Origin of the sequence: Amycolatopsis australiensis (assembly GCF_900119165.1) — a bacterium.
GTDB lineage: Bacteria > Actinomycetota > Actinomycetes > Mycobacteriales > Pseudonocardiaceae > Amycolatopsis > Amycolatopsis australiensis.
Map to the genome: position 1 here is coordinate 2,568,799 of NZ_FPJG01000006.1, position 19,603 is coordinate 2,588,401.

Below are 19,603 nucleotides of genomic sequence, written 5' to 3' on the forward strand. Positions count from 1 at the left end.
GCGAGCGGCAGTCCGCTGATCCACCTGGAGGCGTGGATCGGTCAGGAAGGACATGTGTGAGCAACACCGATCTTTTGAGCGACGTGAGCGGCACGGCCGAGACGAACGGCACCGCCCCCGCTCCCAAGCGGACGGTCGGCGGGCTGACCGGTAAGACCGTCGCCGAACTGCGTTCGCTGGCTGGGGAGCTCGGCGTCGGCGAGACGACGGGCATGCGCAAGGGCGACCTGATCGCCGCGATCCGCGAGCGCCAGGGCAAGACCCGCAAGCCGCGTGCGACGGCGGAGACGCTGCCGCTCGACGGCGTCGGCGAGCAGCCGAAGGCGGCGGCCCCCAAGGCCGAGCCGAAGGCCGAGGCGCCCGCGGTCGAGACCAGGCCGGAGCCGAAGGCCGAGGCGCCCGCCTCCGCGCCGTCGGACGACCGGCCGCAGGCCGAGCGCCCGCAGCAGGACAAGCAGGACGGCCAGCAGGCCCAGGACGGCCAGCCCGAGGAGGGCGGCCGCAGCCGGCGTCGCCGCGGCTCGAACCGCGCCGCCGGTGCCCCGGACGGCCAGCAGGGTGACCGCCAGCAGGGTGACCGGCAGCAAGGCCAGGGTGGCGACCGCCAGCAGGGCGACCGCAACCGCGACCAGCAGCGCCAGGGCGGCAACCGCGGCGACAACCGCGGTGGCGACAACCGCGGTGGTGACAACCGCGGTGGTGACAACCGCCAGGACGGCAACCGTCAGCGCAACAACCAGCAGGACGGCAACCGCGGCGGCCAGGACAACCGCGCCCAGCAGGACGGCGACGACGAAGAGGGCGGCCGTCGCGGCCGTCGCTTCCGCGACCGCCGTCGGCGGGGCAGCGGCGGCGGCCGGGGCGAAGCCGGCTCGCCGGACACCGAGATCCGCGAGGACGACGTCCTGCTGCCCGTCGCGGGCATCCTGGACGTCCTCGACAACTACGCGTTCGTGCGCACCTCCGGCTACCTCGCCGGCCCGAACGACGTGTACGTCTCGCTGTCGCTGGTCCGCAAGTACGGCCTGCGCCGTGGTGACGCCATCACCGGCGTCGTGCGCCAGCCGCGCGAGGGCGAGCAGCAGCGGCAGAAGTTCAACCCGCTGGTGCGCGTCGACTCCATCAACGGCCTGGAGCCGGACGAGGCCAAGCGCCGTCCCGACTTCACGAAGCTGACCCCGCTGTACCCGAACGAGCGCCTGCGTCTCGAGACCGAGCCGCACAAGCTCACCACCCGCGTGATCGACCTGATCATGCCGGTCGGCAAGGGGCAGCGCGCCCTGATCGTGTCGCCGCCGAAGGCCGGCAAGACCACGATCATGCAGGACATCGCGAACGCGATCTCCACGAACAACCCCGAGTGCCACCTGATGGTCGTCCTGGTCGACGAGCGTCCGGAAGAGGTCACCGACATGCAGCGCTCGGTGAAGGGCGAGGTCATCGCCTCGACCTTCGACCGGCCGCCGTCCGACCACACCTCGGTCGCGGAGCTGTCGATCGAGCGGGCCAAGCGCCTGGTCGAGATGGGTCACGACGTCGTCGTGCTGCTCGACTCGATCACCCGCCTCGGCCGCGCGTACAACCTGGCGGCCCCGGCGTCCGGCCGGATCCTGTCCGGTGGTGTCGACTCGACGGCGCTGTACCCGCCGAAGCGATTCCTCGGCGCGGCCCGCAACATCGAGAACGGCGGCTCGCTGACCATCTTCGCCACGGCGATGGTCGAGACCGGCTCGACGATGGACACCGTCATCTTCGAGGAGTTCAAGGGCACGGGTAACGCCGAGCTCAAGCTCGACCGGAAGATCGCCGAGCGCCGCGTGTTCCCGGCGGTCGACGTCAACCCGTCGGGTACCCGCAAGGACGAGCTGCTGCTCTCGCCGGACGAGCTGGCGGTCACGGTGAAGCTGAGCCGGGTGCTGCACGCGCTCGACTCGCAGCAGGCCATCGACCTGCTGATCTCCCGGCTGCGGAAGACGAAGACGAACGTCGAGTTCCTGATGCAGGTCTCGAAGACCGCCCTCGGCGGCGGCGAAGACGACTGAGTCACGTGATTGCGGCAGGGGCCTTCCCGGGCGACCGGGGAGGCCCCTTCGCGCTTACTGGTGCGGGACGGCCGCGGGCGTCCAGCCGCGGTAATTGCTGAAGTAGCTCACGCTGGAACCGTGCCCGATGGCGCCGCCGACGCTGGTGGCGTAGAAGCCGCCGCTACCGTCGGCGATGCCCACGTGGCCGTAGGCGCTGATGTTCCAGTAGACGAACGAGCCGGCCGGCGGAGTGCCGGTGGTGTGCTTAGGGCTCGCGCCGTTCCAGTGCGCATTCGCCGACGCCCAGACGCCGGTGGTGCCGTAGGAGTTCTCGGCCGCCTTCTCGCAAAGGCCCTGCCACGCGGTGCTGCCCAGGTGGTTCTTGTACCACTGGACCGCGCCGGCCGGGGTGCCGTCGCCCGCGGCTTGGATCGACGCCTCGGGCGTGGCGGTGAAGGTGGCCAGCTCGGGATGGGTGTCCGCGGCCGTGACACCGGCGGCGTCCGCCGCGGGGGCGGCCACGATGACGGCCGCTCCGATGGCGGCGGCCAGCACCACTCGCGTGAAGATATTTCGCATTGCTCCTCCTTGTGGTGAGTGAGTCACGAAGGTGCGGAGCGTGCGCCGCGCGCGTACAAGATCCGTACAAACTTGACGCTTCAACCACGGGGAATAGCTGGTCAGCGGGGTGCGTTCCAGTAGCTGTCTGCCCGTCTGGCAGAATTACCCGCTGAAGTCCGGCACCGGTTCACCCCGCGGGAACGACTGGGGACCCGGAGCCAACGAGAGAGGACACCATGAAGAGCGGCATTCACCCCGAGTACGTGGTCACGACCGTGAACTGCGACTGCGGCAACAGCTTCACCACGCGCAGCACCAAGACCTCCGGCAACATCCACGTCGAGATCTGCTCGAACTGCCACCCGTTCTACACGGGCAAGCAGAAGATCATGGACACCGGTGGCCGGGTCGCGCGCTTCGAGGCTCGCTACGGCAAGCGCCAGAAGAAGGCCGACGCCAAGTAGCTTGATCAACGGCGCCCATCCGGTACGTCCGGGTGGGCGCCGTTTTTCGTCTTTGATTCCCGGGCTGAGAGGTGGCTGAGGTGGATTCGAGCTCGCTCAAGGGGCTGCTCGCCGAACACGCGGAGCTGGAGCGGCAGCTGGCCGACCCCGCGGTGCACGCCGACCAGGCGCGCGCCCGCAAGCTCGGCCGCCGCTACGCCGAGCTGACGCCGGTGGTGAAGGCCGTCCGCGAGCTGGACGCCGCCCGTGAGGACGCCGCGGCCGCGCGCGAGCTGGCCGCCGAAGACCCCGGGTTCGCCGCGGAGGCCGACGAGCTGGCCGCGCGGATCCCGGAGCTGGAGGCGAAGCTCACCGAGCTGCTGCTGCCGCGCGACCCGTACGACGGCTCCGACGTCGTGATGGAGATCAAATCGGGTGAAGGCGGCGAGGAGTCGGCCCTGTTCGCCGGCGACCTGCTGCGCATGTACCTGCGGTACGCCGAGCGCCACGGCTGGAAGGCGGAGGTCCTCGACTCGGTGGACTCCGACCTGGGCGGCTTCAAGGACGTGACGCTCTCGATCAAGAGCAAGACGGCCGACGTCGACGGGGTGTGGTCCCGCCTGAAGTTCGAGGGCGGCGTCCACCGCGTCCAGCGCGTGCCGGCGACGGAGTCCCAGGGCCGCATCCACACGTCGGCGTCCGGGGTGCTGATCTACCCGGAGCCGGAGGAGGTCGAGGTCGAGATCGACCCGAACGACCTGCGCATCGACGTGTTCCGCTCGTCGGGCCCGGGTGGGCAGAGCGTGAACACGACCGACTCGGCAGTGCGGATCACCCACCTGCCGACGGGCATCGTGGTGTCGTGCCAGAACGAGAAGTCCCAGATCCAGAACCGCGCCCGGGCCCTGCAGGTGCTGCAGGCCCGGTTGCAGGCGATCGCGGAGGAAGAGGCGGCGGCCAAGGCGTCGGACGCGCGCCGGTCGCAGGTCCGGACGGTGGACCGCTCGGAGCGGGTGCGGACGTACAACTTCCCGGAGAACCGCATTTCCGACCACCGGGTCAACTACAAGGCGTACAACCTGGACCAAGTCCTGGACGGCGACCTGGACGGAGTCCTGGACGCACTGGCGACAGCGGACCGCGAAGAGCGCCTGGCGGCCCAATCTGGCTGACACCGAAAGCTGTGAAGGCCACCTCCAGGTACCTGGAGGTGGCCTTCACGCTTTTGTGCCGGGCAGGCGGCTGATCATCGCCGCCCACTTCTGTTCGATCTCGGCCGGCGGCGCGCTGGGCCGCCAGTCGAGGTCGAAACATCGCCATGAGCTCCCGGGATTCGGGCAGCGAAATCCCCGCGGCCTCGTGCAGACGCGCAGGAAATTGAACGGCGTGCAGCGGAAAGACGTGTCCTTGTGCAGCAACTCGAGCAGGTCGAACACGCTCCGCTGCTCCTCGATCATCCGCCGGGCTCCGGCGACGGCTTCTTCCATTTCGAGCCTGCTTCGTGAAGAGAACTTCGACGTCGGTGTACGCGCCGGGACTGCCGACCGTCTTGACGACCTGGATCTTGGAGAAGCCGGACCGGGGCCGCCATCTCGCCGGTGAAGGTTGCGGCCGCCGCCTGCTCGCCGCTCATCGCCCCGTTCGTCGTCAGTCGAACATCTGGGCACCGCGCGGCGTGGTCGGTCCCTTCTCGATGGTCAGGCTCACCGTGCTCAGCCGGACCAGAAGCCGGTGATGAAGCGGAGATAGATCATTCCGCAGACCAGCGCGTTCGCGTACAGCACGATGTGGACCGCGCCGCGCAGGCGGGGCCGGCGCTCGCCGAAGAGCACCAGTGCCACGTACATCACCAGGCATGGCAGCAGGTACCGGTGCACCGACACCACGTTGCTGTTCATCGTCAGCATCACGATCGACGCGAACCCGAACAACGCCAGCGGCACGCCCTTCGCACGCAGGGCCACCAGGACGTACACCGACGACACGAACAGCAGCGCCAGGCCGATCATCGGCAGCACGTGGCTCATCAGCGTCCACGCGTCCATCGGTGTGTCGCCCAGCAGCGCGTGGCCGGTGATCTTGGCTTCGTACCACAGCGTCTCGAAGATGTTCGGGTTGAACTTGTGGTACGACCACGTTTTGGCGCTCTTGAGCGCGTTGAAGCTGGCGAACGCGTCGCCGGTCTGGATCTTCATGTAGACCAGCACCGCGCCGAGCCCGAGGAACGCCGCCGGGAACCAGAGCAGGTTCCACGACAGCAGGCCGCGCAGCTTCCAGTCCTTCGACCGCCAGAACTCCAGGAAGCACAGGCCGACGAACACCGCCGCGGTGACGCGGGACGCGGTCAGCGGGATCAGCGTCAGGCCCATCCACAGCCACTGGCGGCGCAGCGCGAACAGGTAGGCCCAGAAGCCGAGCGCGCAGAACACCGCCTCGCTGTAGAACGAGTGCAGGAAGAACGCGGCGGGCGCGGTCAAGAACGCCGCGACGACCAGCCACGGCGCACGCTCGCCGTCGAAGAAGTGGCGCGCGATCTTCAGCAGTGCGGCCGCGGCCAGCCACGTGGCCACCAGGTTCACCAGGAACCCGGCGACGAGCAGGCCGAGCGTGCCGAAGCTGATCGTCTGCACCAGCCAGACCAGGATCGGGAACACCGGGTAGAACGCCCGTGTCGGGATGTAGCTGCCGGTGTAGGCGTGCACGGCGATCTCGCCGTAGTTGCCGGCGTCCCAGCGGTAGGTGTGCGCCAGGATGCTCATCGTCGAGCCGATGCCGGTCTTCGGGATGCCCTCGTCCGTCGGGCTGGACGGCCCGAACAGGTACGCCACGGCGATCAGCACCAGGTTCCACGCCAGCACGACGGCGAACGTGCGGGCGAAGTCGCCGGTCAGCCAGTCCCAGCGGGCGCGCGGTGCCGGACCGGCGTGCTCCGGCGCGGCCTCCCGGGCGGGGACGGCCGTGCTAGTCATGCGAAACCTCCGGGACGGGTGTCCCGGCCGCCGCCGCGGGCCGGTGCCGGAAGACGACCTTGTGGTAGAGCACGTAGTTCCAGACCAGGCCGACCGCGATCCCGGCGAACTTCGGGACCAGCAGGTTCACCCCGGGGAACAGCTTCGTGACGCCGAAGATGACCAGCGCCTGCACGACCCACAGGCCGAACGCGGTGACGCCGAAGAACAGCAGCGCCTGCCGGCGGACGTCGCCGTCCTTGGCGCGGAAGGTGAAGTTGCGGTTCAGGGTGAAGCTGAGCAACATGCCCGTGGTCGTCGAGACGAAGTTCGCGGCGAACAGCGGGACGCCGAGGGTGACCAGCAGCGCGTAGCCGAGCGCGTCGACCAGCGTGTTGGCCACTCCGACCAGGCCGAAGCGCAGCTGGGTCGGGGTGATCAGCTTCACCGGTTGCCGCTTCCGGCGTCGGCGCCCTCGCGCGCCCGGTCCGGCTCGCCCGCCCCGCCCGTGCGCACCGACGCGACGCCGTACAGCGGCCGGTTCTGCACCTGCGAGTACGTGCGGCCGATGTAGCTGCCGAGCACGCCGAGCATGATGATCTGGATCCCGCCGAGGAAGAACATCGCGACCCCGAGGAACGCCCAGCCGGGCACCGCGGTCTCCGGCGCGAACACCTTGACGCCGCCGACGTAGAGGATCCCGACGAAGCTCAGGAACGAGATCAGGTACCCCAGCCGCGTGATCATCCGCAGCGGGGTCACCGAGAAGCCCAGGATGCCGTCCGCGGCGAACCGCAGCATCTTGCGCAGCGGGTAGCCGGTCACGCCCGCGTGCCGCTTGTCCCGGTCGAACAGCACGGCCGTCTGCTTGAAGCCGATGTAGCTGACCAGCCCGCGCAGGAAGCGGTCGCGCTCGCGGTACTTGCGCAGCTCGTCGACGACCTTGCGGTCGATCAGCCGGAAGTCGCCGGTGTTCTTCGGGATGTCGACCGCGGCCATCTTGCGCAGGAACCAGTAGAACGCCCCGGCGGTGATCTTCTTGAACGCCGAGTCCTGGCGCGAGCGGCGCTGCGCGTAGACGACGTCGAAGCCCTCTTCCCACTTCTCGATCAGCTCGAGCGCCACCCGCGGCGGGTCCTGCATGTCGCTGTCCATGATGATGGCGGCGTCCGCGTCGACCAGGTCCAGCCCCGCGGTGACGGCCATCTGGTGGCCGAAGTTCCGGGACAGCTCGACCACCGTGACCCGCTCGTCGCGCGCGCTGAGCGCGGTCAGCTTGGCCAGCGAGCCGTCCCGGCTCCCGTCGTCGACGTAGATGAAGCTGAAGGCGTACTTCCCCGCGAGCGGGGCGGTCACCTCGTCCACCGTCTTGTGCAGCAGGTCGATGTTCTCTTCCTCGTTGAAGATCGGGAAGATGAACGCCACCCGGCGGGTGATCGGCTCTGTGGGCACTGCGGGGCTCCCCGGAATATCGATGTGGAAGGTTTCGGACGACGCCGTCGAGCAGGCGAATCCCCGACCTGTGCCCTGCATCCTAGGAGATCGGACCGGCCGCGGTGCCGGTACCCGCGTCAGCCGGCGGCCGCGGCCAGTTCGGTCATCCGCCGTTCGGTGCCCGCCGCCTCGCCGAAGTGGACGACGACGGCGTCCGCGCCCGCGTCGCGGAAGGCCCGGGCTTCGGCGGCGGTCGTCCGGGCGTCGCCCCGCCACTGCGCTCGCGCCGCCGCCCGGACCGGCCGGTCGCCCGCCAGCTTCCGCAGGGCCGCGACGCGCTCCCCGAACGCGGCGGGGGACAGGCCGGCGCTCTGCCAGGTTGTGCCGATCCGGGCGGCACGGCGCAGCGCCGCGGTGGAGTTGCCGCCGACCGTGACCGGCACCGGGCCCGCCGGACGCGGGGCGAAGTACCCGCCGCCGGGGCCGCGGCCCGTGCGGAACAGCTCCGCGAGCAGGTCGAGGGTGGCGTCGGTCCGCCGTCCCCGGCTGCCGAAGTCCGCGCCGACCTCGGCGAACTCGGGCTCGTTCCAGCCCGTGCCGACCCCGAGGTCGAACCGGTGCCCGGAGAGCCGGTCCAGCGTCGCGACCTGCTTGGCCAGCGCGAACGGCTCCCGCAGCGGCACGATCAGCACCGACGTGCCGAGCCGGATCCGGCTGGTCCGCGCCGCGATGTGGGCGAGGGTGACCAGCGGCTCGTAGACCCCGCCGAACACCTCGCCGAACGGGCCGGGCGGCAGCAGGTGGTCGGGCAGCCACGCGGTGCGGTAGCCGAGGTCTTCGGCGAGCCGGGCCAGCTCGGCGGGCCGGCCGGGGTCGAGGTCCGGCTGCTCGTTCGGCAGCACGGCTTCCAGGTCCATCACAGCCTCCCGAGGAACTTCTCGACGGCGGCGAGCCACTCGCCGGGGGCCTCCCCGCCGATGTCGTGGCCGGCCTCGATCTCGACCAGCTCGGCGCCGGGGATGCCGTCGGCGAGCTCCCGCGCCAATGCGGGCGACGCGATCCCGTCCAGGGTCGTCGCGACGACGAGCGCCGGAACGGCGATCGAGGCCAGCTCGGCGCGGGTGTCGACCTGCGCGACCAGGCCGACCTGCTCCGGGCTGCCGGCGGGGACGAAGGCGGCCAGCTCGGAGACGGCGGTCTCGAGTTCGGCCGCCGACATCGCTTCGAGGTGCTTTCCGCCGGTCCCGACGAGCATGAGGAACTTCGCGAGCAGCTCGCGGTCGCCCTCCAGCAGCGACGCCCAGATGTCGGCGGCGAGCCGCATCCGGTGGTCGAGCCGGGCGAACCCGCTGGTCAGGACGAGTCCGGTGACGCGGCCGGGATGGCGCGTGGTGGCGCGGACCGCGACCGCCGTGCCGAGCGAGTACCCGAGGATCGCGAAGCGCTCCAGCCCGGCGCCGACGGCGATCGCGACCAGCTCGTCGGCGACTTCGTCGAGGTCGAGCGCGCGGCCGGCGCGCGGGGTGGCGCCGGAGCCGGGGTAGTCCGGGCCGACGACGGTGTGCGTGCGCGCGAGGTCGTCCACGATCGGGCCGAAGTTGCCCTCGACACTGCCGCCGGCGCCGTGGGCGAGCAGGAGACCCGGGCCGGAGCCGCGGACGACGTGGTGGAAATGTTCGGTCATGCCGGCGACGTTAGGCATTCACATCGGTGTCAAGGTCAACCTTTTCCGGGGGTCGGATGCGGATCGGGGAGCTCGCGAAGCGCACCGGCGTCAGCACGCGGCTGCTGCGCTACTACGAGGAACAGGGCCTGCTGGCCGCTTCCCGCGACAGCAACGGCTACCGCTGCTACGGCGAGGACGCCGTCGTGCGCGTGCGCCAGATCCGGCGGCTGCTGGGCGCCGGGCTGAACACCGAGGTGATCGCGTCGGCGCTGCAGTGCGCGCGCGGCGAGGAGGCCCACCTGGACCTGTGCCCGGAGCTGGCGCGGCTGCTGCACCGGGAGCTGACGGCGATGGACGACCGGATCGGCGACCTGCAGCGGCGGCGCACCGCGCTGGCCGGGTACTTGTCCGCCGGGTCCTGAGGGCGCCTCGATACGCTGGACGGCGTGGGACCGGCGCGTGTCCTGACGGGGGAGTTCCGCCTGGTGTGCCAGGCTTGACGAGGTGAAGGACGACGAGTGAATCGGCAGCCGCTGCGCCTGGCCATCATCGAGGCCACCCGGATTCTCGAGCGCGCCGGCGTCGCCTCGCCGCGGTTCGACGCCGAGGTGATCGCCGCGCACGTGCTCGGGGTCGATCGCGGGCGGCTGCCGATGGTGCCGCTGGTGGACCCGCCGGTCATCGAGGCCATCGGCCAGCTCGTCCAGCAACGCGCGAAGCGGATTCCGCTGCAGTACCTGACGGGCTGGGCGGCGCTCGGGGACATCACGGTGGCGGTCGGCGCGGGGGTGTTCGTGCCGCGGCCGGAGACCGAGCTGCTGCTCGAATGGGGCCTCAAGTTCCTGCAGGGCCGGGAGTTCCCGGTGGTGGTGGACCTGTGCACGGGCTCGGGCGCGCTGGCGCTCGCGGTGGCGCACGCGCGCCCGGACGCGGTGGTCTACGCGGTGGACGTCGACCCGCAGGCGCTGGCCTGGGCCCGCCACAACGCGGACGTCCACGCCGACGCGGGCAACACCCCGATCCGGCTGTACTCGGGCGACATCGGCGACCCGACGATGTTCGCGGAGCTCGACGGCCTGGTCGACCTGGTGCTGTGCAACCCGCCGTACGTCCCGGAGGGCACGCCGGTGCCCCCGGAGGTGGCGGAGCACGATCCGCCGCGAGCGGTGTTCGCGGAGGAGAGCGGCCTGGCGGTGATCCGCCACGCGATCGCGGCGGGAGCCCGGCTGCTGCGTCCGGGCGGCGGACTGGCGATCGAGCACGACGACACGCACGGCTCGGCGGTCCCGGCGCTGGTGCGAGCCCGTCGGGTACTGACCGGGGTGGAGGACCACACGGACCTGACCGGCCGGGCCCGGTTCGTCACCGCTCGCCGGTTGGGCTGAACGGTCCAGCGTCCGGACGTGATCTTCGCCGGTACCGGACACGCCGACCCGAATGGCCCTGGTGGGGCCCCATGATCACCAGTAGAACGAACTAGCCGTTCACGGCGTTTCGACTCGGAGGTGAGTGCGCGTTCGCGCGCGACGAGGGGTGTCTTTGCCATGCCGAAAAGATCGAGACTGCGCGCGCTCATTGCTGCAGTGGTGTCCGTCGCGACCGTTACGAGCCTCCTGACCGCGCCGGTCGCGCACGCCGACCCCGCGCCTGAGGCGCCGGCGAGCGTGCAGGCGCGGGCCCGGACGCTGGCGATCTGGCGCTCCGCCGGTACGCGGGTCCGGGCGGCCGCGGCGCAGGCGCTCACCGGCTCCGACACTGACGTGACGGCCTTCCTGGCCGGCGGCTTCCGGAACGCCGCCTCGATCGACGACCGGATCAGCGTCAACCAGATGCTGGCCTCGGGCGGGCCGACCGTCCAGGCGGCCGCGCAGGCCGCGCTCGACGCCACGGACCCGTCGGGCCTGCGGACGTTCCTCGACTCGGGGTGGCGCACGCCGTGGCAGACCGACCAGCGCGTCCAGGTCAACCAGGTGCAGGCGGTCGGCGGCCCGCAGGTCCGGGCCGCTGCCCAGACCGCACTGGACACCGCGACGCCGGAGGCGCTCCAGGCCTTCCTGCAGTCCGGGTGGCAGGAGCCGTACCGGACCGACCAGCGGATCCGGGTCGACCAGCTGGTCAGCGCGGGCGGCCCAGAGGTGCGCAAGGCCGGGCAGGTCGCGCTGGACGACGGGTCGCTCGAAGCGCTGAACCGGTTCCTGCAGTCCGAATGGGACGTCGCGCAGGCCCGTGACCTGGAGACGGCCACGGTCGCGCAGCTGGCGAGCGCGGCCAAGGACGCCGGTGACGAGGCCTCGCGGGAAACGCAGGCGGCGGACGACGCGGCCAAGCGAGCCGTCCAGGAAGCCGACCTGGCCCGGCAGGCCGCGGTCGTCGCGGCCAACGCGACCCAAGCGGCGCAGGGTAACGCCGCCGACGCCGCGGCCGCCGCCGGACGTGCCGCGGACGCGGCGAACCGGGCGGCGCAGGCGGCGAAGGAAGCCGTCGGCGCGGCCAACGCGGCGAGTGCCGCGGCGCGGGTCGCGGCGTCGGCCGCGGCGCGGGCCGCGACCGCTGCCTCGCTGGCAAGCACCGCCGCGGGCCGCGCCCAGCGCGCCGCCGCGGACACCGCGCTGGACGTGAGGAACGTGCCAGCTGCCCGGAAGGCCGCCGAAGACGCCCGGGACGCGGCGCGCAACGCCCACGATGTGGCCGAAGCAGCGCTGAAGGCCGGTGACGCCGCGAGGAAGGCGGGTGAGGCAGCGGGAGCGGCGAAGTCCGCGGGGCAGCACGCCGCCGACGCCGCTCAGGCCGCCGTCGACGCGGGCAACTTCGCCTCGAGTGCCGGCGCGGACGCCCGGGCCGCCCGGGCGGCGGCCGCCAACGCCCGCAACCAGGCAGCGCGTGCCGCCCGCGCGGCGGGTGCCGCACAGAACTTCGCCGCCATCGCCGCCGACGCGGCTTACGCCTCGAAGGCGGCCGCCGATCGCGCCGCCGCCGACGCGGAGGTCGCCGCCGCGGCGGCGGAGGACGCCGCCAACCACGCCGTGGACGCCGCGGACGCCGCCCGGGTCGCCACCGAGCACGCCAACGCGGCCGCGGTGGCCGCCCAGCGCGCGGTCGAGGCCGCCGGGAAGGCCAAGGCGGTCCACGACGCGGCGAGCCAGGCCGAAGCCGAGCGGGTCGCGACGATGGCCGAACAGGCCGACGAAGCCGCGCTGGCCGCGCAGACCGCGGTCGCCGGCGAGCAGGCCGGCGCCGACTGGACGGCGACCCAGGAAGCCACCCGGGACGCCGAGACCAAGCGGCTGATCGCGGAGGCGACGGCACCCGGCGCCACGGACGCGGTCGCCACCCGGGACGGTCGCCAGGTCGCCTTGCGGCTGATCGCCACCGGCGGCACCTGGACCAGTGCAGCCGCGGAGTCCGCGCTCATCGGCACCGACGCCGAGGCCGCCGCGTACGTCCGCACCGGCCTTCGCGTGGCCGCGGGCCAGGACGACCGGCTCACGCTGCAGAGGCTGGCCGAATCCGGCACGGACAACTTCAAGAAGGCGGCCGACGCCGCGCTCGCGGGCACCGACGACGCCGTGCGCACGTTCCTCGCCACCCAGGACTACGCCGGGCGTGACACCGACGACCGGATCGCGGTCGACCAGATCCTGGCGGCCGCTCAGCAGGCCCACCAGAACGTGCTCCAGGCGGCCGCGCAGAAGGCGCTCGACACCGGCACCGACGCGGCGTACCGGACCTTCCTGTCGAAGAACCAGTTCACCGCGGCGGCGAACGACGACCGGATCGCGGTCAACCAGCTGATGAGTGCCCCCACCAGCGGTCCGGAGCTGAAGGGCATGGCGCAGGCCGCGCTCGACGGCCCGACCGGTTTCGTCCGTGACTTCCTGCGGGTCGGCCAGTTCGTCGCCGGCCGGCACGACCTGGAGGCCGCGGCGCACGACGCCGAGGTCAGCGGCTACCTCGCCACGGCGGCGCAAACGGCCGCCAAGGCCACCCAGGACGCCGCCGAAGCCCAGCAGAGCGCGGCGATCGCGCGGGGAGCGGCCAACGAAGCCGACGGCTACGCGGCCCAGGCGGCCAAGTCCGCCGCAGAGGCCGGGAGGTACGCGGCCCAGGCGCACGACTCGGCTCAGCAGGCCGCCAAGTCGGCGCAGGACGCGGCGAACTCCGCCGCGACCGCGACGCGGGCGGCCAATGCCGCCAAGGCGTCGTCCGACCAGGCGACGCGCTCGGCCGCGCGGGCGACGGCGTCGGCCAAGGCCGCGGCGGGTTCGGCGAGCGCCGCGTTCGGCGACGCCCGCAAGGCCTACGACATGGCGGTCATCGCGGGCAAGGACGCGAACGCGGCCATCGAGGCCGCGAACGACGCCCGCACCATCGCGATCAAGAAGTACAACGACGACCGGGCGGCGTTCGCCTTCATGCACGCCGACACGTGCCGGATCAGCAGTCATGGGAGCCAGGAGGACTACCAGGACTGCCTGAGCTTCCTCGCGGCGTCGCCGCAGGACCAGGTGTTCACGATCTACCAGCGCGGGCAGTTCTGCGAGAAGGTCTACGGCGGGCGGGACGACTCGTTCAAGGAGTGCGTGTCCGACGCGGCCACGCCGGAGTTCCGGGCGGACCGGTTCCTCGACCTCACCCAGAAGCTGGCCGACTACCTCGCCGCGCTGGCGAACGGCCTGGCGGTGGGGATCGGCGTCACCGGGTGCGCGCTCTCCACGATCTGTGGCATGCTCGCCCTCTCGACGATGCCCGAGGGCGCGGCGTTGTTCCCCTTCCTGGAATTCGGCGCGGGTGCGTTCGCCGGTGGCGGCACGGCCTCGATCGGGGTGCAGATCCTCCGGCAGGAGTCGGTCGCCTCGACGGCGGTGCGCGCGGCGATCGAGAACGAGGCACGAATCTCGTCACAGCTGGCCGAAGTCGACCGGATCCAGCGGCTCGGCATGGACTGGGCGAAGGGCGGCCAGTTCCACCAGGAGGAGCTGGACATCGCGGTGCTGGTGGAGCAGAAGCTCGGCATCCGCCTCACGCGCTGGCCGGTCCCGGACGTCGGTCCGGACTGGGTGGGCAGTGACGGGAAGTTCTACGATGCGGTGGGTCCGTTCACACTCGAAACCTTCGACGAGCAATGGGCCCTGGGCAACGTGCAGGCGTCGATCCTCAAGCACATTTCCCGCAAGTCCGACTTCGTGCCGATCGACACGATCGGCTTGAACCCGCAGCAGGTGCAGAAGATCAAGGACTTCATCAAGCCTGTGGAACCGTTCGTCTTCATCCTGAGGTGACCCGTGTCCGCTGACTTCATCGTCGATCCACCGGGGAAGCGCCTCCCCGATTTCCTCGACTGGATGCCACCCCGCGGGTTGCTGCGCATGGTCCTCGAGCTCGTCGCCGAGGAAATCGACGACGAGGCGGTGGCCGCGAGCCTGCGTGAGTTCGTCGCCGGGGGCTACGCGTTCTTCGCCCTGAGCAATTACTCGGCGACGCAGGCCGCCGCGATCATGAAGGTGATCCGGGAGAAGCTGCCGGCCGCGGCCTGGGAGTGGTTCCCGGACAGCGAGAGCGCGCGGGGGGTCGTCGAGGAGCTGGTCGAGATGGTCGAAGAGGCCGAGGCCGCGCCACCGGGGGTGACAAAGCGACCAGACTTTCGTCGTGGGGCAAGCGGGTAGATCCGCGCGCCGAGGCAGAAGCCGGACAGCGCGGCTCAATACGGTCGATCACTGGGAACCGTCACCCCGCCGGTTCCCAGTGAAGGAGCCGCAGATGCGCCGCAGAACCCCGAAAGCGCTCGCCCTGCTCGCCGCCGTTGCCGTTCTCTCCGGGGTCGGTGCCGGTGCCGCCGACGCCGAGCCGCTCACCCGTGGCTGGCCGGCCCCGATCGACGCCGCGCACTGGGAGAACCAGGACCACATGACCTGGTCGGACTACCGCAAGGTCCCCGGCACGAACTGGGCCGATCCGAGCCTCAAGCCGACCCAGCGCACCTTCAAGGGCGCCGTCGTCCTCGCCGACTACCCCGACGAGGACTTCGTCGTCACGAAACCGGCGCGCTCGACCGTGTTCGGCAACCCCGCGCCGTCCGCGGCGAACATCCCGCGGGCGAACGTCGCGCAGTACTACCAGGACTTCCTCAACAAGCCCGAGGCGCTGAACAACGGGCACACCATCAACGAGTACTGGATGGAGGACTCGGGCGGCCGCTTCGGCGTGCAGCTGACCGCGTTCGGGCCGTACCGGATGCCCGGGAAGTCCTACGAGTACGGCATGGAGTTCCAGCCGGGCGCGTGCCCGCCGGGCGCGGACTGCACGCGGGACATCCGCAAGGACGCCGGGGACGCCTGGCGTGCCGACGTCGGCGACGCGGCGAAGCAGTTCGACTTCGTCTTCTACCTTTCCGCCGGCCAGGACGAGAGCTCGACCTGGCAGGAGTTCGGCGAGATGAAGTTCGGCACCAAGGAGAACGTGCCGGACAGCTTCGGCCCGCCGAACCACGACCTGCCCAACTACGCGGCGACGCGGTACGTGCCGTGGACGTCGTGGGCGTCGGCGGCGAGCATCTGGCCGAACGCCGAGAACGGCAGCTCGGTGCAGGCCGAAAGCTCCGGCCAGTCGACCTACGCCCACGAGTTCAGCCACATCCTGGGCATCGGCGACAATTACAACAACCCGTTCGGGAACCCGCCGTCGCGCAGCTACAGCGGGCCGTGGGACATGCTGTCGCGCGGCACGTTCAACGGTCCCGGCGGCCCGCACACGCGCTGGCAGATCCCGGCGACGCAGGGCAGCTCGATGGGCGCCCAGCACCAGCTGCGGAACAAGCTGAAGCTCGGCATCGTCGATCCCGCCGACGTCCTGCAACTGGATCGGAACCAGCTGGCGGCCTCCGGTCCGGTGTCGGCACGGCTGACGGCGCGGGAGACCGAGGCCCAGCCCGGCGCGTTCACCGGGCTGAACATCAAGCTCACCGGCGGCGACAAGGCGCCGAAGTGCGACCGGTCGAAGGACCCGTTCTGCGACGGCGGCGGCTACGACAACTACACGGTCGAGGTTGTCGACCGGATGGGCGCGGACTCCTTCGCGCCCGACTCCGGCGTGCTGATCACGAAGACGAAGAACAAGGACGACGCGCCCTTCGACTGGGTGATCGACGCCAACCCGCGGGACATCGGGATCACGGACTACACCAAGCCGGACGGCACCCCGGTGAAGATCACTGTCGGTGACTACCGGCAGCTCGACGACGCCCTGTTCAAGGCGGGCACGGGAGCGTCGAGCCCGTACGAGTACACCGACGAGGCCAACCGGCTGCGGTTCCTGATCACCGACGTGGCCAGGGACCGGCGGGGCATCCTGTCGTACACGGTCACGGTGGCGTCGCTCGACGGCTCGGGCAGCCAGTCCCGCGGCGCGGCGGTGACCCCGGCACCCCCGGCGTTCGCCCGCGGCGGCCTCGCGACCTGCGACTTCGGGCTGCTCAACACGGGGTCGGCCCGGGGAGCGCAGGCACCGTACGACACGGACACGTACCGGCTGAGCGTGTCGACGGACGCCCGCGGCTGGGAGGTCCGGCTGCCGAACGAGCTGGCGACGGCGAAGTTCGGCGGGCACGTGAAGGTCCCGGCGTACGCGAAACGCGGCCAGGGCGGCGACCTGACGGCAAGGGTGAAGCTGACGGCGACGTCGGTGAGCGACCCGTCGAAGACGGCGACGGCCAGCTGCACGGCGTTCGGCTTCTGATCCCGGCCCTCGTGAGTGGTGAGTGGGGTTGGCAGCCTCTGTGCTGTCTCAGGACCTCACAGACGGATGTGTCTCAGGACTTGCCGGACAGTTTCTGGCTGGTGAGGCGTCGGTAGCGTACCGATCGGTCTGACGTGAGCTGGCGGGCGATCGTGTCGCCGATCATGACGGTGACGCGGTCGCCTTGCCGGTGGACGGTGGCGGTGCGGCCGGTGCAGGCACGGCCCAGGACGATGGAGCAGCCGGAGAAGGCGATCACGCCGGTGGCCAGACCGGTCGGGTGGTGATGCCGCTGGGTCGGCGCGGGCCGGTGGCGGGGATGGCTTTCGGCAGGGTGTCGTAGCGTTGCCGGGGTGCCTGACCGTCCAGGCTTTGGTGGCGGCGGTGGTTGTAGACCTGCCGATACTCCTGCAGCAGTTGCGGAAGCGGGTCGAGGGTGGCAGCGGGCCGACCGCGGTGTTTGCCGGCGAAGGCCTGTTGCAGTGCGGTCCAGGTGCCGGCAGTCGTCTCGCCGGGCGTGGCGCAGGTGCCGACATCGAGGCGGGAGTGGTCGTCAGGAGCTGGTTGATGCAGGCCTTGGTGCCGTCGGCGAGGTAGTGCTCCACGCCGTCGATCTGCCGGCAGCCGTCGGGGCCGGCGTGTTCGAACCGGCGCCGGGTCTTCGGTTTCTTGCGTGGTTGCGGGGTGATCTGGCCGTGTTCGCGCAGGATGCTCTGCCCATGGACGCATGATCACCACAAACGCCCTGGTCACCCTGCGACAGGCCGGTCAGTGTCCGCGATGTCGTGAGACATCGGCTGTCGACGGGGTCCTCAGACTCGACATGGGGCTGGCGCCCTCCTTGCCGCTCACGAGGCTAGGCTTGCCCCCATGAGCGTGGTCTACGACTGCAGCAAGCGGGAGTCCCGCGCCGACGGGCTGGCGGCGGCCGCGGGCGCGGTGCGGTCGAGCAGGCTCGTCGTCCTGCCGACCGACACGGTGTACGGCATCGGCGCCGACGCGTTCGACGCGGGCGCGGTCCAGGCGCTGCTGCGCGCGAAGAACCGCGGCCCGGACATGCCGGTCGGCGTGCTCGTCGGCTCCTGGTCCACTGTGGACGGACTCGTGCTCGGCGTGCCCCCGCAGGCGCGCGCGCTCATCGAAGCCTTCTGGCCGGGTGATCTGTCCATAGTGCTCCCGCACGCGCCGAGCCTGCAGTGGAACCTCGGCGACGCGCGCGGCACCGTGATGCTGCGGATGCCGCTGCACCCGGTGGCGCTGGAGCTGCTGCGCGACGTCGGCCCGATGGCCGTCTCGAGCGCGAACGTCTCCGGCCGCCCGCCGGCCAGGACCGCGCAGGAGGCGCAGGAACAGCTCGGCGACTCCGTCGCGGTCTACCTCGACGGCGGGCCGAGCGGCACGGCGGCCGCGTCGAGCGTCGTGGACCTCACCGGCACCGAGCCGGTGGTGCTGCGCGAGGGCGCGGTGAGCAGGGCGGCCATCGCGGAGGTGCTCGGTGTGCCCGCGGAATCGCTGGCCTGAAGCCGGATCCGGCCCCGAACCGCGGCACGATAGCGTGTCGCGGGTGACCCCGACCCCGCGAGCGTGACGCACCCGTGCCGCCCACATCCGGTCTCCTCCCCATCCGGGAATACATCCTCGTCGCGCTGACCGCGACGGCCGTGACGTACCTGCTCACCGGCGTCGTGCGCCGGATCGCGATCCGCGTCGGCGCGATCGCCAACCCGCGTGCCCGCGACGTGCACGTCGCCCCGATCCCGCGGATGGGCGGGGTCGGCATCTACCTCGGCGTCGCCGGCGCGATGGGCCTGGCCCACCAGCTGCCCGCGCTGTCGCACGGCTTCGACGCCTCGTTCGACTCGGTCGGCGTGCTGCTCGCCGCCGGGGTGATCTCGCTGATCGGCGCGCTCGACGACCGGTTCGAGCTGGACGCCTGGACGAAGCTGGCCGGCCAGGTGATGTGCGCCGGGATCCTGGTCATCTTCGGGGTGCAGTGGGTGTCGTTCTGGGTGCCGTGGGGCGGCACCGGCGGCTCGTTCGGCTCGGTGCTCGTGCTCGACAAGAACCAGGGCGCGCTGCTGACCGTCGTGATGGTCGTGGTGATGGTCAACGCGATGAACTTCGTCGACGGCCTCGACGGGCTGGCCGGCGGCCTCGGCTTCATCGCGGCGGCGGCGACGTGCGCGTTCTCGCTCGGCCTGCTGGACAGCTCCGGCGGCGACGTCGGCACCTACCCGCCGGCGCTCATCGCGGCGACGCTCGCCGGCGCGTGCCTGGGTTTCCTGCCGTACAACTTCCAGCCCGCGAAGATCTTCATGGGCGACTCCGGGTCGATGATGATCGGCCTGATGCTCGCGGGCGCGACGACGTCGGCGTCCGGGCGCGTGCCCTACCCGCAGTTCAGCGGCAAGGACGCGATCGCGCTGCTGTCGCCGCTGGTGGTCGTGGCGGCGGTGCTGTTCGTGCCGCTGCTGGACCTGATCATGGCCGTGGTGCGCCGCACCCGCCGCGGCGAGAGCCCGTTCGCGGCCGACAAGATGCACCTGCACCACCGGCTGCTGGAGATCGGGCACTCCCAGCGCCGGGCGGTGCTGCTGATCTACCTGTGGGCGGGCATCCTCGCGTTCGGCGCGGTCTCGGTCACCCTGTTCGACGACGCCGCGGCGCTGTGGATCATCGGGGCCGGCCTGGTGTTCGCGGTGGTGGTGTCGATCATCCCGCGGCTGCGCTCGCGCAACCAGCCCGGAACCTGACCGGCCGGGTTCTCTACACTCGGTGGCTGAACCGAGCAGGGAG

General features: G+C 71.3%; 18 protein-coding genes. 10 read left to right on the plus strand and 8 right to left on the minus strand.

Translation table 11 applies throughout. From position 1 onward, the window contains the following. Positions 1-56: 56 nt before the first annotated feature. The gene (gene rho, locus BT341_RS13650) at positions 57-2,042 is read left to right on the plus strand and encodes a transcription termination factor Rho (protein ID WP_072476652.1); all 1,986 of its coding nucleotides are present in this window, start codon (positions 57-59) and stop codon (positions 2,040-2,042) included. 54 nt (positions 2,043-2,096) lie between these two features. Here rho and BT341_RS13655 read toward each other — a convergent pair whose 3' ends face one another. Beyond that, positions 2,097-2,603, minus strand: a complete 507-nt coding sequence (locus BT341_RS13655) for a CHAP domain-containing protein (protein ID WP_072476653.1) — start codon at positions 2,601-2,603, stop codon at positions 2,097-2,099. Between the two features lie 218 nt (positions 2,604-2,821). On the opposite strand from BT341_RS13655, the gene rpmE reads away from it, so the two are divergent. Further along, positions 2,822-3,049 carry a 50S ribosomal protein L31 gene (gene rpmE, locus BT341_RS13660; RefSeq protein WP_072476654.1) on the plus strand — a complete coding sequence of 76 codons (228 nt, stop codon included), beginning with the start codon at positions 2,822-2,824 and terminating at the stop codon, positions 3,047-3,049. 80 nt (positions 3,050-3,129) lie between these two features. Then, positions 3,130-4,200: a peptide chain release factor 1 gene (prfA, locus tag BT341_RS13665; protein ID WP_072476655.1), complete on the plus strand. Its 1,071-nt coding sequence runs from the start codon at positions 3,130-3,132 to the stop codon at positions 4,198-4,200. Between the two features lie 45 nt (positions 4,201-4,245). On the opposite strand, the gene BT341_RS13670 is transcribed toward prfA, so the two are convergent. From BT341_RS13670 to BT341_RS13695, 6 genes are all read right to left on the minus strand, one after another. Further along, positions 4,246-4,515, minus strand: a complete 270-nt coding sequence (locus tag BT341_RS13670; protein ID WP_072476656.1) for a hypothetical protein — start codon at positions 4,513-4,515, stop codon at positions 4,246-4,248. Positions 4,516-4,740: 225 nt separating this feature from the next. After that, positions 4,741-5,997: a hypothetical protein gene (locus BT341_RS13675; protein ID WP_072476657.1), complete on the minus strand. Its 1,257-nt coding sequence runs from the start codon at positions 5,995-5,997 to the stop codon at positions 4,741-4,743. Further along, positions 5,990-6,424: a GtrA family protein gene (locus BT341_RS13680; protein WP_072476658.1), complete on the minus strand. Its 435-nt coding sequence runs from the start codon at positions 6,422-6,424 to the stop codon at positions 5,990-5,992. The genes BT341_RS13675 and BT341_RS13680 overlap by 8 nt, the downstream gene beginning before the upstream one ends. After that, positions 6,421-7,428 carry a glycosyltransferase family 2 protein gene (locus BT341_RS13685; RefSeq protein ID WP_072476659.1) on the minus strand — a complete coding sequence of 336 codons (1,008 nt, stop codon included), beginning with the start codon at positions 7,426-7,428 and terminating at the stop codon, positions 6,421-6,423. Before BT341_RS13685 ends, BT341_RS13680 begins: the two co-directional genes overlap by 4 nt. Positions 7,429-7,547: 119 nt before the next feature. Further along, positions 7,548-8,327 (minus strand): TIGR03619 family F420-dependent LLM class oxidoreductase, encoded by a 780-nt coding sequence (locus BT341_RS13690; protein WP_072476660.1) that lies wholly within the window; start codon positions 8,325-8,327, stop codon positions 7,548-7,550. After that, positions 8,327-9,094, minus strand: coding sequence for an alpha/beta fold hydrolase (locus tag BT341_RS13695; RefSeq protein WP_072476661.1), 768 nt, complete (start codon positions 9,092-9,094; stop codon positions 8,327-8,329). Before BT341_RS13695 ends, BT341_RS13690 begins: the two co-directional genes overlap by 1 nt. Before the next feature lie 56 nt (positions 9,095-9,150). On the opposite strand from BT341_RS13695, the gene BT341_RS13700 reads away from it, so the two are divergent. From BT341_RS13700 to BT341_RS13720, 5 genes are all read left to right on the plus strand, one after another. After that, the gene (locus BT341_RS13700) at positions 9,151-9,498 is read left to right on the plus strand and encodes a MerR family transcriptional regulator (protein ID WP_072476662.1); all 348 of its coding nucleotides are present in this window, start codon (positions 9,151-9,153) and stop codon (positions 9,496-9,498) included. A 96-nt stretch (positions 9,499-9,594) separates the two neighbouring features. Continuing rightward, positions 9,595-10,461 carry a peptide chain release factor N(5)-glutamine methyltransferase gene (gene prmC, locus BT341_RS13705; protein WP_072476663.1) on the plus strand — a complete coding sequence of 289 codons (867 nt, stop codon included), beginning with the start codon at positions 9,595-9,597 and terminating at the stop codon, positions 10,459-10,461. 159 nt (positions 10,462-10,620) lie between these two features. Beyond that, positions 10,621-14,355 (plus strand): hypothetical protein, encoded by a 3,735-nt coding sequence (locus BT341_RS13710; protein ID WP_084742854.1) that lies wholly within the window; start codon positions 10,621-10,623, stop codon positions 14,353-14,355. 3 nt (positions 14,356-14,358) lie between these two features. Then, a complete protein-coding gene (locus BT341_RS13715) occupies positions 14,359-14,739 on the plus strand; it encodes a hypothetical protein (RefSeq protein WP_072476665.1) in 381 nt (126 codons plus the stop codon). 94 nt (positions 14,740-14,833) lie between these two features. Further along, positions 14,834-16,807: a M6 family metalloprotease domain-containing protein gene (locus BT341_RS13720; RefSeq protein WP_072476666.1), complete on the plus strand. Its 1,974-nt coding sequence runs from the start codon at positions 14,834-14,836 to the stop codon at positions 16,805-16,807. A gap of 73 nt (positions 16,808-16,880) precedes the next feature. On the opposite strand, the gene BT341_RS45865 is transcribed toward BT341_RS13720, so the two are convergent. Beyond that, the gene (locus tag BT341_RS45865; RefSeq protein ID WP_072476667.1) at positions 16,881-17,066 is read right to left on the minus strand and encodes a hypothetical protein; all 186 of its coding nucleotides are present in this window, start codon (positions 17,064-17,066) and stop codon (positions 16,881-16,883) included. Between the two features lie 611 nt (positions 17,067-17,677). Here BT341_RS45865 and BT341_RS13735 point away from each other — a divergent pair. Both BT341_RS13735 and BT341_RS13740 read left to right on the plus strand, forming a co-directional pair. Continuing rightward, positions 17,678-18,328, plus strand: a complete 651-nt coding sequence (locus BT341_RS13735; RefSeq protein WP_072476669.1) for an L-threonylcarbamoyladenylate synthase — start codon at positions 17,678-17,680, stop codon at positions 18,326-18,328. 74 nt (positions 18,329-18,402) lie between these two features. Next, positions 18,403-19,560 (plus strand): glycosyltransferase family 4 protein, encoded by a 1,158-nt coding sequence (locus BT341_RS13740; RefSeq protein ID WP_072476670.1) that lies wholly within the window; start codon positions 18,403-18,405, stop codon positions 19,558-19,560. Positions 19,561-19,603 lie beyond the last annotated feature (43 nt).

Bases quoted from the DNA above. Each gene is read 5' to 3' on its own strand.
- BT341_RS13695 (WP_072476661.1), bottom strand. From the start codon at position 9,094: ATGACCGAACATTTCCACCACGTCGTCCGCGGCTCCGGCCCGGGTCTC.
- BT341_RS13655 (WP_072476653.1), bottom strand. From the start codon at position 2,603: ATGCGAAATATCTTCACGCGAGTGGTGCTGGCCGCCGCCATCGGAGCG.
- BT341_RS13700 (WP_072476662.1), top strand. From the start codon at position 9,151: ATGCGGATCGGGGAGCTCGCGAAGCGCACCGGCGTCAGCACGCGGCTG.
- BT341_RS13710 (WP_084742854.1), top strand. From the start codon at position 10,621: ATGCCGAAAAGATCGAGACTGCGCGCGCTCATTGCTGCAGTGGTGTCC.
- BT341_RS13735 (WP_072476669.1), top strand. From the start codon at position 17,678: ATGAGCGTGGTCTACGACTGCAGCAAGCGGGAGTCCCGCGCCGACGGG.
- BT341_RS13670 (WP_072476656.1), bottom strand. From the start codon at position 4,515: ATGGAAGAAGCCGTCGCCGGAGCCCGGCGGATGATCGAGGAGCAGCGG.
- BT341_RS13720 (WP_072476666.1), top strand. From the start codon at position 14,834: ATGCGCCGCAGAACCCCGAAAGCGCTCGCCCTGCTCGCCGCCGTTGCC.
- rpmE (WP_072476654.1), top strand. From the start codon at position 2,822: ATGAAGAGCGGCATTCACCCCGAGTACGTGGTCACGACCGTGAACTGC.
- BT341_RS13690 (WP_072476660.1), bottom strand. From the start codon at position 8,327: ATGGACCTGGAAGCCGTGCTGCCGAACGAGCAGCCGGACCTCGACCCC.
- BT341_RS13675 (WP_072476657.1), bottom strand. From the start codon at position 5,997: ATGACTAGCACGGCCGTCCCCGCCCGGGAGGCCGCGCCGGAGCACGCC.